Consider the following 13,304-nt stretch of genomic DNA (forward strand, 5'->3'; position numbering starts at 1 on the left):
CCAGTGTCTGACCGGAACTAGTCATCATCGTCATCCCCATCGTCGTCGTCATCATCGTCGTCATCGTCATCGTCGTCGTCGTCGAGATCACCTGCTCCACCACCGGACTGTCCTGTGCCGCCACCACCGCCCCCCCGGTCATCCACGAGGTCTGCACCGCCCGAGCGGCCGTCTGCCGCAATCCAGAGGTCACGCAGGATTTCGCCGGTCTTGGGGTTCAGGACAACCTCGCGCAAGCCGCCGCCCCGGGTCGCCGTGATCCTGGTTCGGCCCAGCAGTGTTCTTGCAACGACAATGTTGCGATAGCCCTGGCGTCGCAACTGCCGGACCACCTTATCCGAAAACCCCGAGGCAAACGCAGGCAGGGCCGCTGCCAACCCGCCTGCCATCGTCAGAATGAACGCCCGCCGCTTCATGATGTGGTCCCGACCGCAAGGGTGCGGCATCTTTTATCCGTCAAATGCTGCGGCCCGGCAAGGCCGGACCGCAGCTGCCCCTCTGCTCCGTCGGGGGATCAGTCGTCATCCCCATCATCATCGTCGCCGTCGTCATCGTCATCGTCGCCGTCGTCATCATCATCGTCGTCGTCATCATCGTCATCATCGTCTTCATCATCCCGGTCATCATCCCGGTCGTCGTCGCGGTCGTCGTCGCGGTCGTCATCCCAGTCATCATCATTGCTCTGCCCGCCCCGGACAAAGTCCCGATCACGGTCTTCAACACGGACTCCGGTTCGCGTGGAGGGACGCTCAAGCCGGTCCCGGTCACGCTTCAGTACGGCCCCGGTGGAAATGTCATAGACGACCTCGATCTTTTCAGTGCGGCTCGTCGCCTCGACCTTGATCTGGGTCGGGCCACGCTTGACCTCGATCCGGGAATAGCCGGCCGCCTGATACTTCGAAATCAGCGCGTCAGAAGTGACCGCCCCATGGGCGATGCTGCCAGCGACGGCAATCGCTGCGGCAAGCAGTATCAGTCTTTTCTTCATGATCTGTCCTTTCAAAAACCTGAAGGGGTGCCGCCCTTGTGGGGACGACACCCCGGTTCTGTCGGCATTTTCCGCATCACACCATTGGCCGCAGGTTTATTTGAAAGGGTCTGGTCCGCCGGTTTAGCGGCATAAGCCTGAGTTTATGCCCTTGCCACCCTCCGGACAGCAAAAAGCCCCGGCGCATCTGCGCCGGGGCCCGGGGGCCGCGTGCAATCACGCGCCTCAGATCTTCATGTCAAAGCCCAGATGCTTGGCCACGGTAAAGATGTCCTTGTCGCCCCGGCCACACATGTTCATCACGATGATATGGTCCGCAGGCAAGCCGGGCGCGATCTTCATCACATGTGCCAGCGCGTGGCTTGGTTCCAGCGCCGGAATGATCCCCTCCAGCGCGCAGGACAGCTGGAACGCCTCCAGCGCCTCCATATCCGTGATGCTCACATATTTCGCCCGGCCCACATCATGCAGCCAGGCATGTTCCGGCCCGATGCCGGGATAATCAAGGCCCGCACTGATGCTGAACCCTTCCAGAATCTGCCCGTCCTCATCCTGCAACAGATAGGTGCGGTTTCCGTGCAGCACGCCGGGGCGCCCTCCGGTCAGGCTGGCGCAATGCTCCATCCGGTCGTCCACGCCCTTGCCGCCTGCTTCCACCCCGATGATCCCGACCGTCGGGTCATCCAGGAACGGATAGAACAGCCCCATCGCATTCGACCCGCCGCCGATGGCCGCGATCACGGTGTCGGGCAGGCGCCCTTCACCCTCCTGCTCGGCCAGCTGCCAGCGCACTTCCTTGCCGATGATGCTTTGGAAATCGCGCACCATCGCCGGGTATGGGTGCGGCCCCGCCACCGTGCCGATGCAATAGAACGTGTCGCGCACATTGGTCACCCAGTCCCGCAAGGCATCGTTCATCGCATCCTTCAGCGTGCCACGACCGGATGTCACCGGCACCACCTCGGCCCCCAGCAGACGCATGCGGAACACGTTGGGCGCCTGACGCTCCACATCATGCGCGCCCATGTAGACCACGCATTTCAGCCCGAACTTGGCACAGACCGTCGCCGTCGCCACCCCATGCTGCCCGGCACCCGTTTCCGCGATGATCCGGGTCTTGCCCATGCGCCGCGCCAGAATGATCTGCCCCAGCACATTGTTGATCTTGTGCGCGCCGGTGTGGTTCAGCTCGTCACGCTTCATGTAGATCTTGGCACCGCCCAGATGCTTCGTCATCCGTTCCGCATAATACAGCGGCGACGGGCGGCCCACGTAATGCGTCCACAGATCTTCCATCTCGGCCCAGAAATCCGGATCGGTCTTGGCGAACTCATAGCGCTCTTCCAGCTCAAGGATCAGCGGCATCAGCGTTTCCGACACAAAGCGCCCGCCAAAGATGCCAAAGCGCCCGGCCTCATCCGGCCCGGTCATAAAGCTGTTGATTCCGTCCTCGGCCATCGCACCCATCCCTCATATCCCCAGACCATCCCCGGCCTGACTGTTCCAGCCTACCTAGCGCGCTCCCCCGGTCTGGTAAAGCCGCGCGGCAGGCCCGTGATAACGCTTTCGTTATCAGGCCGCCTGAAACTTCACCCGAAATCCTTACGTATCCAGCCCGCAAAGGCCATCACGGCCACCCTGACAAAACGGAGTGACATCATGACACGCATCTTCACCGCCCTTCTGGCGACCGCCGCCCTGACTGCCCCGGCCTATGCCGAAACCGCGCTGGGCCTGACCGGCGACAAGACACTGGTGATGATCGACACGCAAACTGCCGCAGTGACCAACACGGTTGAAGTGCAGGGCGTCACCCGCCTGCACGGCATCGACTACCGCCCCGGCACCATGACCGTGATCGGCGTGACCGACGAACAGGCCATCGTGGTGATTGACCCGATGACCGGTGAAACCACGCCGCTGGCGACCATGAACACCATGATGGACATTGCCGATGGCGCGCCCGTCATCGTCGATGTGAACCCGGCGGCCGACCGTCTGCGCTTCATGTCGGGCACCACCAACCACCGCGTCAACATGGACACCGGCGAAGTCACCGTGGATGGGGCGCTGGCCTGGGACGCGGCGGATGCCAATGCCAGCACCGGGCTGATGGTGGCCGCAACCGCCTATACCAACAGCTACGGCAAGCCAGAGCAGACCGCGATGTACAATATCGACACCGGCATGTCGGCGCTGCTGCAGCAGACTGCCCCGAATGACGGTACAAATGCCACCATCGGCATGCTCGGCGTCACGCTTGAAGGCCCGGTCGCGCTGGATGTCTACACCACCGAAGACGGCACCAACACCGCTTGGCTGGCCGCAAACGGGGGCTTGCACACCGTCGACCTCGCCACTGGCGCGCTGACAGGCACCTGGGCGATCACCGGCACCGATCAGGCGCTGCGCGACCTGACCATCCTGCCCGCCATGTAAGGTTTCCATGCTGGGGAAGTCGAGGAAAGGGGGGCAATTCATTGCCCCCCTTTTCTGTCGGACCCACCTCATCCACCATGCCAGAAATGCTCCCGCAGGGGCACCCCGCTGCCGCCAGACCTCAGCGCAACATCGGCACCGCAGGCGCACGGGTCGCCGCGACAAAAGCCGCAATCTTGCTTGCGTCTTTCACCCCCGGCGATGCCTCAACCCCGGACGACACATCCACCTGCCGCGCATTGGTCAGCCGGATCGCCTGCGCCACGTTGTCAGGCGTCAGCCCCCCCGCCAGCATCCACGGCTTCAACCACCGCCGCTGCGCCACCAGCCGCCAGTCAAACGACAGCCCGTTGCCGCCGGGCAGATCGGCGTTCTTCGGCGGCTTGGCATCGACCAGAATCTGATCCGCCGCCAGCGAATAGTCCAGCACGGCGGCCAGATCGCCCTCGTCCGCCACCCCCACCGCCTTCATCACCGGCAGGCCATAGCGGGCGCGGACCTCGGCCACCCGCTCGGGGCTTTCATGGCCGTGCAGCTGCAACATATCCAGCGGCATCGCCTCGGTGATGGCGTCCAGCGCCGCGTCATCGGCGTCCACCACCAGCGCCACCTTGGCCAGCCCGACGGGTGCCGCCAGCGCCAGCACCCGCGCCTGCGCAATCGTCAGGTGCCGCGGGCTTTTGGGAAAGAACACGAACCCGGCATAGGCCGCACCCGCCGCCGCCACAGCCGCCACATCCTCCACCGTCCGCAGACCGCAGATCTTGACCCGGATATCCACCATAAGAATTCAGCCCGCCTTGCGCTGGTCCAGGATCGCCAGAACATCATCGCGCTGTTCCGGCTTGGTGTCGCGCATCACCGCCAGCTCCCGCTCCAGCTTGGACACTTCGCGGGACTTGGTGCTCATCTCGGCGCGGTACTTGTGCTCGCGGAACCATTCCCAGATGAACCCGATCAGCACCCCCGCCAGAATGCTGGCAAAGATCACCGCGTATAGCGGCAGGTCGATCTGCCAGCCAAAGCCCGCAAAGGCTGCAAGATCATCGGGCAAGGCGCGCAGCGTCACCGGGGCGCGGTTGGCCAACGCCACGGTCAGCAGGGTGATGGCAAGCAGGGCCAGCCACAAATAGCGCAAGTAACGGATCATCGACACACTCCCGGGTGGCAGGTCTGACGCCGAGTATCGGCGCTGGGGCCGCCCGGCGCAAGGGGCGCGCGTGTCACGCCTGCCGGCAGGGCCTCAGCCCTTGCCGTTCAGCCGGTCGCGCAAGAGCTTGCCGGTCTTGAAGAACGGCACCTTCTTGTCCTCGACCTCCACCGCCTCGCCGGTGCGGGGGTTACGACCCACGCGCGCATCGCGCGCCTTGACCGAGAACGCGCCAAAGCCGCGCAGCTCCACCCGGTCGCCCTTGGCAAGCGCCTCGATGATTTCTTCAAACACCGTGTTCACGATGCGCTCGACATGGCGCTGCGTCAGATGCGGATTTTCATCCGCAATTTTCTGGATCAGTTCCGAACGGATCATCCGAAGTGTCCCCCCTGTGGCCGGTTCGCGGTTCGATCACGCAAATGCTGCCGCCACGTTAATTATTGTGATCCGACTATAGGCAAAAAAAATCGCGCCACACAAACGAAAAGGCAGGAATCCCCGTAAGATACAAAAAGGCCCCGCCTTTCGGCGGGGCCTTTCATCAACAATCGAGGGGAAAGCCTCAGTTCTTGTCGCCTTTCAGCGCTGCACCAAGGATATCGCCCAAGCTGGCACCCGAATCGGACGAGCCATACTGCTCAACCGCTTCTTTCTCTTCGGCGATCTCGCGCGCCTTGATCGACAGACCCATGCGGCGGGTCTTGGCGTCGATGTTGGTGACGCGCACGTCAACCTTGTCGCCAACCTGGAACCGCTCGGGGCGCTGGTCGCCACGGTCACGGCTCAGGTCGCTGCGGCGGATGAACGACTTGGCGCCGTTGTACTCCACCTCGACGCCACCCTCTTCGATCGCGGTCACTTCGACCGTGATCACCGAGCCGCGCTTCACGCCGTCAACCGCATCGGTAAAGGTGTCTTCGCCCAAAGCCTTGACCGAGAGAGAAATCCGCTCTTTCTCGACGTCGACTTCAGAAACCGACGCCTTGACGGTGTCGCCCTTGCGATAGTTCGCAATGGCATCCTCGCCGCGCTGGTCCCACGACAGGTCGGACAGGTGAACCATGCCGTCGATGTCGTTTTCCAGACCGATGAACAGACCGAATTCGGTGATGTTCTTGACTTCGCCCTCGATGGTCGAGCCAATCGGGTTGTTCTCGGCGAACACTTCCCACGGGTTGCGCTGGGTCTGCTTGAGGCCAAGCGACACACGGCGCTTGGCGGAGTCGATCTCCAGCACCATGACGTCGACTTCCTGGCTGGTCGACACGATCTTGCCGGGGTGCACGTTCTTTTTGGTCCACGACATCTCAGAGACGTGAACCAGACCTTCGACACCGGCTTCCAGCTCAACAAATGCGCCGTAATCAGTGATGTTGGTCACGCGGCCCTTGTGGACCGAGTTCAGCGGATAGGCGCGTTCCACCGCATCCCATGGATCTTCCTGCAGCTGCTTCATGCCGAGGCTGATCCGGTGGGTTTCCTTGTTGATCTTGATGACCTGCACTTTGACAGTCTCACCAATGGCAAGGATTTCCGACGGGTGGTTCACACGGCGCCAAGCCATGTCGGTCACGTGCAGCAGGCCGTCAACGCCGCCCAGATCAACGAACGCACCGTATTCGGTGATGTTCTTGACCACGCCGTCGACCGTCTGGCCCTCGGTCAGGTTGCCGATGACTTCGGCGCGCTGCTCGGCACGCGATTCTTCCAGGATGGCGCGGCGCGACACAACGATGTTGCCACGGCGACGGTCCATTTTCAGAATCTGGAACGGCTGCTTCAGCCCCATCAGCGGGCCAGCGTCACGCACGGGGCGCACGTCTACTTGCGAACCGGGAAGGAAGGCAACAGCGCCACCCAGATCCACGGTAAAGCCACCTTTGACACGGCCAAAGATCGCGCCATCGACGCGGGTCTCGGCGGCATAGGCTTTTTCCAGACGGTCCCAGGCTTCTTCGCGCTTGGCCTTCTCACGGCTGATCTGGGCTTCCCCGCGCGAGTTTTCCACGCGGTCCAGATAGACCTCGACTTCGTCGCCGACATTGATGTCAGGCTGCTCGCCGGGGTTGGCAAATTCTTTCAGATCGATGCGGCCTTCCATCTTGTAGCCGACGTCGATGATGGCCTGGCCCGCTTCAATCGCGATGACCTTGCCTTTGACAACCGAACCCTCTTCGGGGGTGTCAATTTCGAAGCTTTCCTTCAACAGGGCTTCAAAGTCTTCCATGGTAGCTTTAGCGCACATATGCAGTTTGTCCTTTTTCGTGGTTTTCTGGCCATGCGGTTGGCTCCGCCGGTCTTTGATCCGCCTGCAGGACAAAGGCACGACCCTTGAAAACGGCCATGAAGACTCCTGTCAGGATGCGCGGCCTATATCCAAAGATGCGGCCAAGGGCAAGACAAAGCGGGCGCGCTCAGCCCATATCGGCGCGGATGCCCAACCTGTCCGGCGGAAATCCGGCGCGGGCAAAGATCGCCAGCACCTTTTCCCCGAACGCCGCCCCCGCCACGTTCAGACAATTGCGCGCGAAATACCAAAACAGGAACCGCGCATAATCGGGCTCCGGCCCGGCCAGCACCCTCGCCAGCGCCCGTGGAAAGTCTTCCGGCTGGCGGACCGTTTCGGCCAGATGGTGAAAATCCGACGGGCCGAACAGAATGGCGGGCGTAGCTTGCAAAAACCCTTCCATCGCACAGGCAGAATTGGCACTGACCGTCGCCACCGATGCGGCAATCATGTCATTCACATTCGCGTTCGTGGGGGTCACCGGCAGCCCGTCGGACATGACCCGGGCGATCACCCCGGCATCATGTTCCACCGCCAGCGGATGCGGCTTGACCAGCACCGCCCGCCCGCCTGCCCCAAGCGCCACCGCGCGCAGCATCGCCTCTCCGCCCGCATAGGCCAGCCCGTATTCTTCCGGCAGCGGGCCTTGCAGGAACACCGAAATCGCCCCCGCCGGAAACCGGGTCACCTCCGCGTCCTGCTCCCGGCGCGACCTTCGCTGCGCCGGAAACCGCGCTTGCATCCGCTCGTAAAACGCCTTTGCCGGCTTGGTCCTGACCCTTGATGCATCGAAAACGCGCGCCCCGATGCTGCTTTCGGCCAGCACGCCCACAGAGTCCAGATGCCAGAACGGATGCAGATAGGCGACCGAAGCGTTCAGCACCCCCGGCCCACGCGCCCGCCCCGTCTCCAAGATATGCAGATCCCCGTCGTCATAGGCCGGGGTATCACCGCCCTGAAACGGCCCGTCCTGCCGGTCGCGCACCACGATCGCAGCGCCAAGCGGGGCAAACACCTCTTCGATCCGGCGGAACAACAACAGATGGCGCGCCGCGCGCCAATCGTCATGATGACGGGCGGGCAGATGAAACACGATGCGCGCCTGCGCCATGGCCGGTCATTCCCTTGCCGCAATCCCTGTCGGGCAAGCAGTAGCGCAGATGGGGTGGTCCTGCACAGCCCAAACCGCCCGACAGGTGCCCCCGACAAGACACAGGCGCGACACCCTCTGGATGCCGCGCCTGTGAAAATCAAAGCGTCGCAGGCGGCCCGATGGGCCAACCGGCTCAGGCGACTTCGGTCACCATCTCTGCCAATGGCTTGCGCACCTTTTTCATGCCCTGCAGCCAGTCGCCCTCCGCAGCGCGGTAGCCCAGCGGCAACAGCGTGACAGACCGCAGACCGCGCGCGCGCAGGCCAAGGATCTCATCGACGGCTGCCGCATCAAAGCCTTCCATCGGGGTCGAATCGACCTCTTCAAAGGCGGCGGCGGTCAGGCCGATGCCAAAGGCGATATAGGCCTGGCGTGCCGCATGTTCGAAGTTCACGTCGGCGTCGCGGGGCAGCAGCATCGACTTGAGGTTGTCATAGTAGTCCGACACGGCAGACCGCGGAATGCCACGCTCTTCCACCAGCTGGTCCACCACCGCATCAACGCGCTCGGCGGTGTAATTGTCCCAGGCGGCAAACACCAGCACATGGCTTGCGTCGGTGATCTGCGCCTGATTGTAGCCCACGTCGCGCAGCTTGGCCTTGATGTCCGGATTGGTGACCACGATCACCTCAAACGGCTGCAACCCGCTTGAGGTGGGGGCCAGCTGAATCGCCTCCAGAATGCGGTCGACCTTGTCCTGCGCCACGGCCTTGGACGGGTCCATCTTCTTGACGGCATAACGCCAGTTCAGTTTTTCGTTCAGCATGGGACAAGCCTTCTTTCTGATCGGCCCTTGACCGGACCGTCTTGTGATATTCAGAACTTGATGTAAGTCCCAAGTCCTTACAGAACCATACTGCACCCGCGCACAGGTCCTGTTCAGCCGCGCAAGGCCAGATCCAGCCGCGCCCGCACCACGGCCACCGCGCGGTCAATCGCCGCCGCCACCGCCAGGTCAGATGTATCCAGCATCACCGCATCCGTCGCCGGTTTCAGCGGCGCATCGGCGCGGTTCATGTCGCGGTCGTCGCGCTCGCGCACCTCGGCCAGAACCTGCGCCGCGTCTCCGCCCAGCTCCAGCCAGCGCCGGTGCGCCCGCACCTGCGCACTAGCGGTCACGAACAGCTTCACCTCTGCCTCGGGGCAGATCACCGTGCCGATATCGCGCCCGTCCAGCACCGCGCCCCCGGCCCTCCGGGCAAAGCGGCGCTGAAAATCCAGCAATGCCGCCCGCACCTCCGGTATCACCGCCACCCGGCTGGCAGCCTGCCCGGCCCCCAGCGTGCGCAGGTCGTCACGCACCAGATCCTCGGGCACAAGGTTTCGCGCCGCCAGCACCGGATCGCCCCCCATGGCCCCCACCGCCCGGTACAGCGCCCCGGTGTCCAGATGCGCAAACCCGAAGGCATCCGCCACCGCCCGGCTGATCGTGCCCTTGCCCGCTGCCGCAGGCCCGTCAATCGCGACTGTAAAGATCATGCGTGCCCTCTTGTCCTGTCAGGCCGGGATGGACCGACATCCGGAACGCCTCCGGTCACCCGCGCCGGATCGCCGCGCCAAGCCCGTTCATCAGATCCTCAAAAATCGGAAAGGACGTCACGATGGGCGAGGCATCATCCACCGAAACCGCCGCTTTCGCCGCCATCCCGGCAATCAGGAACGACATCGCGATCCGGTGGTCCAGATGGGTGGCGCAGACAGCCCCGCCCGGCATCCCACCGGCCCCCATGCCATGCACGATCAGCGTGTCCTCGTCTTCCTCGATGGTCACGCCGCACGCCTCCAGCCCGCGCGCCATCGCGTCGATCCGGTCGGATTCCTTGACCCGCAACTCCTTGACCCCGCGCATCACCGTGCGGCCCGTGGCAAAGGCCGCGACAACCGACAGAATGGGGTATTCGTCAATCATGCTGGGCGCGCGCTCGGGCGGCACCTCGATGCCCTGCATATTGTCCGAAAACCGCACCCGTAGGTCGGCCACCGGCTCGCCACCCTCGGTCCGCGGGTTCAGGAACGCGATCTCAGCCCCCATTTCGGCCAGCGTGATATACAGCCCGTTGCGCGTCAGGTTCTGGCTGACACCGGGCACCGTGATGTCGGACCCTTCCACGATCAGCGCCGCACAGGTCGGAAACGCGGCTGACGACGGGTCGCGCGGCACTGCCACCGTCTGCGGGCGCAGCTCTGGCCGCCCCTTCAGGGTAATCACATGGCCCTCGGCGGTCTGCTCCACCGACAGGTCCGCCCCGAACCCCAGCAGCATCCGTTCCGAATGGTCCCGCGTCGGTTCGCGCTCGATCACCACCGTCTCGCCCGGCGCATTCAGCCCGGCCAGCAGCACCGCCGACTTCACCTGCGCAGACGCCACCGGCAGCGCATAACGCACCGGCACCGGGTTGGCGGCCCCCACCACCGTCATCGGCAGACGCCCGCCCTTGCGACCGTAAGACTGCGCGCCAAACAGCGCCAGCGGGTCCGTCACCCGCGCCATCGGGCGCTTGCGCAAGCTGGCGTCGCCGGTAAAGGTCACCGTCATCGCCGTGGTCGCCATGCAGCCCATGATCAGCCGCACGCCGGTGCCTGAATTGCCGCAATCAATCACATCAGCCGGTTCCGAAAACCCGCCCACGCCCACGCCATGCACCGACCAGTCGCCCGCCCCGTGCTGCACCACCTCGGCCCCGAAGGCGCGCATCGCCCGCGCCGTATCCAGCACATCCTGCCCTTCCAGCAGCCCGGTGATCTTCGTCTCCCCCACCGCCATCGCGCCGAACAGCAGCGCCCGGTGCGAGATCGACTTGTCGCCCGGCACAGCCGCCGTCCCCCGCAAGGGCCCGCATTTTGCGGAAGTCATCGGTTGCGCATCGCCATGGCCGGACATCATCATCTCCCGAATGTGAACGCCCGCCTGATAGCGCAAGCAGCAGCGGCGGTCCATGGGGGGTTGATGCCAGTAGCACGCAGCGCTTGGCCTGATGCGTCACCGCTTGGCCGCCCCCTGCGCCAAAACGGGTCAGCCGCCAGAAACCGCACAGACGTCATGACGTAAGCCATACGCAAACCAGACGCGGATCAGACCCAAACCATACCAAAAATTTAGCCCGTTTTCAAATACTTGAACCCGGATCACGCGCCCCTCGCGGGGTCAGGGTCTGTCCCCAACGGCTGGGGCACGTCAGCCCGCCCAACCTCAGCCATGCGGCCATCTTACCCCAGTCGCCGGAAGGTCAGGTAATGCGGTGCGCGCCCCTCGCGCAGCGCCTTTTGCTCATAGCGGGTGGAAATCCAGTCGTCCCACGCCGCACCCTCCCCGGTCTGGGCAATCAATTCAAACCCGGCGACCGGCACCTCTTCCAGCGTCTGGCGCACGTAATCGGGAATGTCGGTCGCCACGCGGAACTCGGCCCCCGGTTTCATCACCCGCGCCAGCAACTCCAGATACCCCGGCGTCACAAAACGGCGGCGATGGTGGCGGGCCTTGGGCCAGGGGTCGGGGTAGTTCAGAAAAACCTTGTCCACACAAGCAGTTGGCAGCACATCGAACAGATCGCGCACATCGCCGGGATGAATGCACAGGTTCGTCACCCCCGCCTGACGGATCTTGCCCAGCAGCATGGCAATGCCGTTCACAAACGGCTCACAGCCGATGATGCCAACCTGCGGGTAGCGCGCCGCCATATGCACCAGATGCTCGCCGCCGCCAAAACCAACCTCCACCCACAGCGGGCGCGGGGTGGGAAACAGCGCGGCCACATCCAGCGGTGTCCGCTCAGGGTTCTCTTCGCGGACCACACCCTGCAACCGCAGCGCTTCCAGATCGTTTTCCAGATAATCCTTCTGGCTCGCGCGCAGGGTCTTGCCATGCACACGGCCATAAAAGTTGCGACGTATCCTTGGCTCGGTCATGCAGCGTGATCCTGTTCCCGGTTCTGGCGCGCCTGATGTCAGGCCGGGCCGTTCGGGTCAAGGCTTGGCACCACGTGCTATCGCCCTGTGCGCGCCCGGAACGCCCGGGCGCGCACAGGTCTTTGGTCAGACGGCGTTCTTCAACGCCTCAACCAGATCGGTTTTTTCCCAACTAAATCCGCCATCTGCGTCCGGCGTGCGGCCAAAATGGCCGTAAGCGCTGGTGCGGGCATAGATCGGGCGGTTCAGGTTCAGATGCGTGCGGATGCCGCGCGGCGTCAGGTCCATGCAAGCGGCCACGGCGCGCTCGATAGCCGCCGCCTCCACCTGCCCGGTGCCGTGCGTATCGACATAAATCGACAGCGGCTCGGCCACACCGATCGCATAAGACACCTGCAGCGTGCAGCGGTCGGCCAGCCCTGCGGCCACCACATTCTTGGCCAGATAGCGCGCGGCATAGGCGGCCGAGCGGTCCACCTTGGTCGGGTCCTTGCCGGAAAACGCGCCGCCGCCATGCGGGGCCGCCCCGCCATAAGTGTCCACAATGATCTTGCGCCCGGTCAGCCCGGCATCTCCATCGGGCCCGCCGATCACGAAAATACCCGTGGGGTTCACGTGCCATTTCGTCGCCTCGGTCAGCCAGCCATCCGGCAAAACCTCACGAATATAAGGCTCTACAATGGCGCGGATATCGGCCGAGGTCTGGCTTTCCAGCGCATGCTGCGTGGACAGGACGATAGAGGTCACCTCAACCGGCTTGCCATCCTCATAGCGCAGGGAAAGCTGCGATTTGGCATCCGGGCCCAGAGTCGGCTGTTCGCCCGATTTGCGCACTTGCGCCAGACGGCGCAGGATGGCCTGGGCATATTGCAGCGGTGCCGGCATCAGCTCGGCCGTTTCGCGGCAGGCATAGCCGAACATGATGCCCTGATCGCCGGCACCGTCCTTGTCAACGCCCTGCGCGATATGGGCCGATTGCCCGTGCAGATAGTTCTGCACCTTCAAGGTCTTCCAGTGGAACGCATCCTGCTCGTATCCGATGTCGCGCACACAGTCGCGCACGATGCCCTCGACACGCTCCAGCATGGCATCGGTGGCTTGCTTGCTTGACAACCCCACCTCGCCACCAACCACCACGCGGCCTGTCGTCGCAAAGGTCTCGCAGGCGACGCGCGCATTTGGCTCTTCGGTCAGAAAGGCATCGAGGATGGCATCCGACACACGGTCACAGACCTTGTCAGGATGCCCCTCGGAAACGGATTCCGAGGTAAATACGTAATTCTTGCGGCTCATTGGGGTAGTGCTCCATTTGAATGATCCCTGCCACGCCAGGAAGCCGTTGTGGCAGTTCACCTTGGTGCGTAAGCCCAATGGCGCA

The 13,304-nt window shown here is 63.7% G+C and carries 14 protein-coding genes and 1 riboswitch; of the genes, 1 reads left to right on the forward strand and 13 read right to left on the reverse strand.

All coding sequences use genetic code 11. From position 1 onward, the window contains the following. Window positions 1-17 precede the first annotated feature (17 nt). The 3 genes from EEB11_RS19495 to trpB form a co-directional block, all read right to left on the reverse strand. On the reverse strand, window positions 18-416 hold the full coding sequence (locus EEB11_RS19495) for a hypothetical protein (RefSeq protein WP_167852660.1): 399 nt from the start codon (window positions 414-416) through the stop codon (window positions 18-20). Window positions 417-514: 98 nt separating this feature from the next. Then, window positions 515-988 carry a PepSY domain-containing protein gene (locus tag EEB11_RS19770; protein ID WP_210134378.1) on the reverse strand — a complete coding sequence of 158 codons (474 nt, stop codon included), beginning with the start codon at window positions 986-988 and terminating at the stop codon, window positions 515-517. Between the two features lie 225 nt (window positions 989-1,213). After that, window positions 1,214-2,446, reverse strand: a complete 1,233-nt coding sequence (trpB, locus tag EEB11_RS05240) for a tryptophan synthase subunit beta (protein WP_135429373.1) — start codon at window positions 2,444-2,446, stop codon at window positions 1,214-1,216. A gap of 201 nt (window positions 2,447-2,647) precedes the next feature. On the opposite strand from trpB, the gene EEB11_RS05245 reads away from it, so the two are divergent. Further along, window positions 2,648-3,427 (forward strand): DUF4394 domain-containing protein, encoded by a 780-nt coding sequence (locus EEB11_RS05245; RefSeq protein ID WP_135429374.1) that lies wholly within the window; start codon window positions 2,648-2,650, stop codon window positions 3,425-3,427. A gap of 121 nt (window positions 3,428-3,548) precedes the next feature. Here EEB11_RS05245 and EEB11_RS05250 read toward each other — a convergent pair whose 3' ends face one another. The 10 genes from EEB11_RS05250 to metK form a co-directional block, all read right to left on the reverse strand. Next, the gene (locus EEB11_RS05250; protein WP_135429375.1) at window positions 3,549-4,211 is read right to left on the reverse strand and encodes a phosphoribosylanthranilate isomerase; all 663 of its coding nucleotides are present in this window, start codon (window positions 4,209-4,211) and stop codon (window positions 3,549-3,551) included. Window positions 4,212-4,217: 6 nt separating this feature from the next. Further along, on the reverse strand, window positions 4,218-4,577 hold the full coding sequence (locus EEB11_RS05255) for a LapA family protein (RefSeq protein WP_135429376.1): 360 nt from the start codon (window positions 4,575-4,577) through the stop codon (window positions 4,218-4,220). 93 nt (window positions 4,578-4,670) lie between these two features. Next, window positions 4,671-4,955 (reverse strand): integration host factor subunit beta, encoded by a 285-nt coding sequence (ihfB, locus tag EEB11_RS05260; RefSeq protein ID WP_135429377.1) that lies wholly within the window; start codon window positions 4,953-4,955, stop codon window positions 4,671-4,673. A gap of 187 nt (window positions 4,956-5,142) precedes the next feature. Next, window positions 5,143-6,885: a 30S ribosomal protein S1 gene (rpsA, locus tag EEB11_RS05265; protein ID WP_280950259.1), complete on the reverse strand. Its 1,743-nt coding sequence runs from the start codon at window positions 6,883-6,885 to the stop codon at window positions 5,143-5,145. 109 nt (window positions 6,886-6,994) lie between these two features. Further along, window positions 6,995-7,978, reverse strand: a complete 984-nt coding sequence (locus EEB11_RS05270; protein ID WP_135429379.1) for a hypothetical protein — start codon at window positions 7,976-7,978, stop codon at window positions 6,995-6,997. 175 nt (window positions 7,979-8,153) lie between these two features. Beyond that, the gene (locus EEB11_RS05275; protein WP_135429380.1) at window positions 8,154-8,786 is read right to left on the reverse strand and encodes an NAD(P)H-dependent oxidoreductase; all 633 of its coding nucleotides are present in this window, start codon (window positions 8,784-8,786) and stop codon (window positions 8,154-8,156) included. A gap of 113 nt (window positions 8,787-8,899) precedes the next feature. Further along, window positions 8,900-9,499 carry a (d)CMP kinase gene (locus EEB11_RS05280; RefSeq protein ID WP_135429381.1) on the reverse strand — a complete coding sequence of 200 codons (600 nt, stop codon included), beginning with the start codon at window positions 9,497-9,499 and terminating at the stop codon, window positions 8,900-8,902. Between the two features lie 55 nt (window positions 9,500-9,554). Next, on the reverse strand, window positions 9,555-10,901 hold the full coding sequence (gene aroA / locus EEB11_RS05285; RefSeq protein WP_135429695.1) for a 3-phosphoshikimate 1-carboxyvinyltransferase: 1,347 nt from the start codon (window positions 10,899-10,901) through the stop codon (window positions 9,555-9,557). 326 nt (window positions 10,902-11,227) lie between these two features. Continuing rightward, on the reverse strand, window positions 11,228-11,926 hold the full coding sequence (gene trmB, locus EEB11_RS05290) for a tRNA (guanine(46)-N(7))-methyltransferase TrmB (RefSeq protein ID WP_135429382.1): 699 nt from the start codon (window positions 11,924-11,926) through the stop codon (window positions 11,228-11,230). Between the two features lie 126 nt (window positions 11,927-12,052). After that, window positions 12,053-13,219 carry a methionine adenosyltransferase gene (gene metK, locus EEB11_RS05295; RefSeq protein ID WP_135429383.1) on the reverse strand — a complete coding sequence of 389 codons (1,167 nt, stop codon included), beginning with the start codon at window positions 13,217-13,219 and terminating at the stop codon, window positions 12,053-12,055. 8 nt (window positions 13,220-13,227) lie between these two features. Beyond that, a riboswitch (SAM-SAH riboswitch) is annotated at window positions 13,228-13,277 on the reverse strand. Between the last annotated feature and the right edge of the window lie 27 nt (window positions 13,278-13,304).

The sequence above is a fragment of the Pseudotabrizicola sediminis genome, from assembly GCF_004745575.1.
GTDB lineage: Bacteria > Pseudomonadota > Alphaproteobacteria > Rhodobacterales > Rhodobacteraceae > Pseudotabrizicola > Pseudotabrizicola sediminis.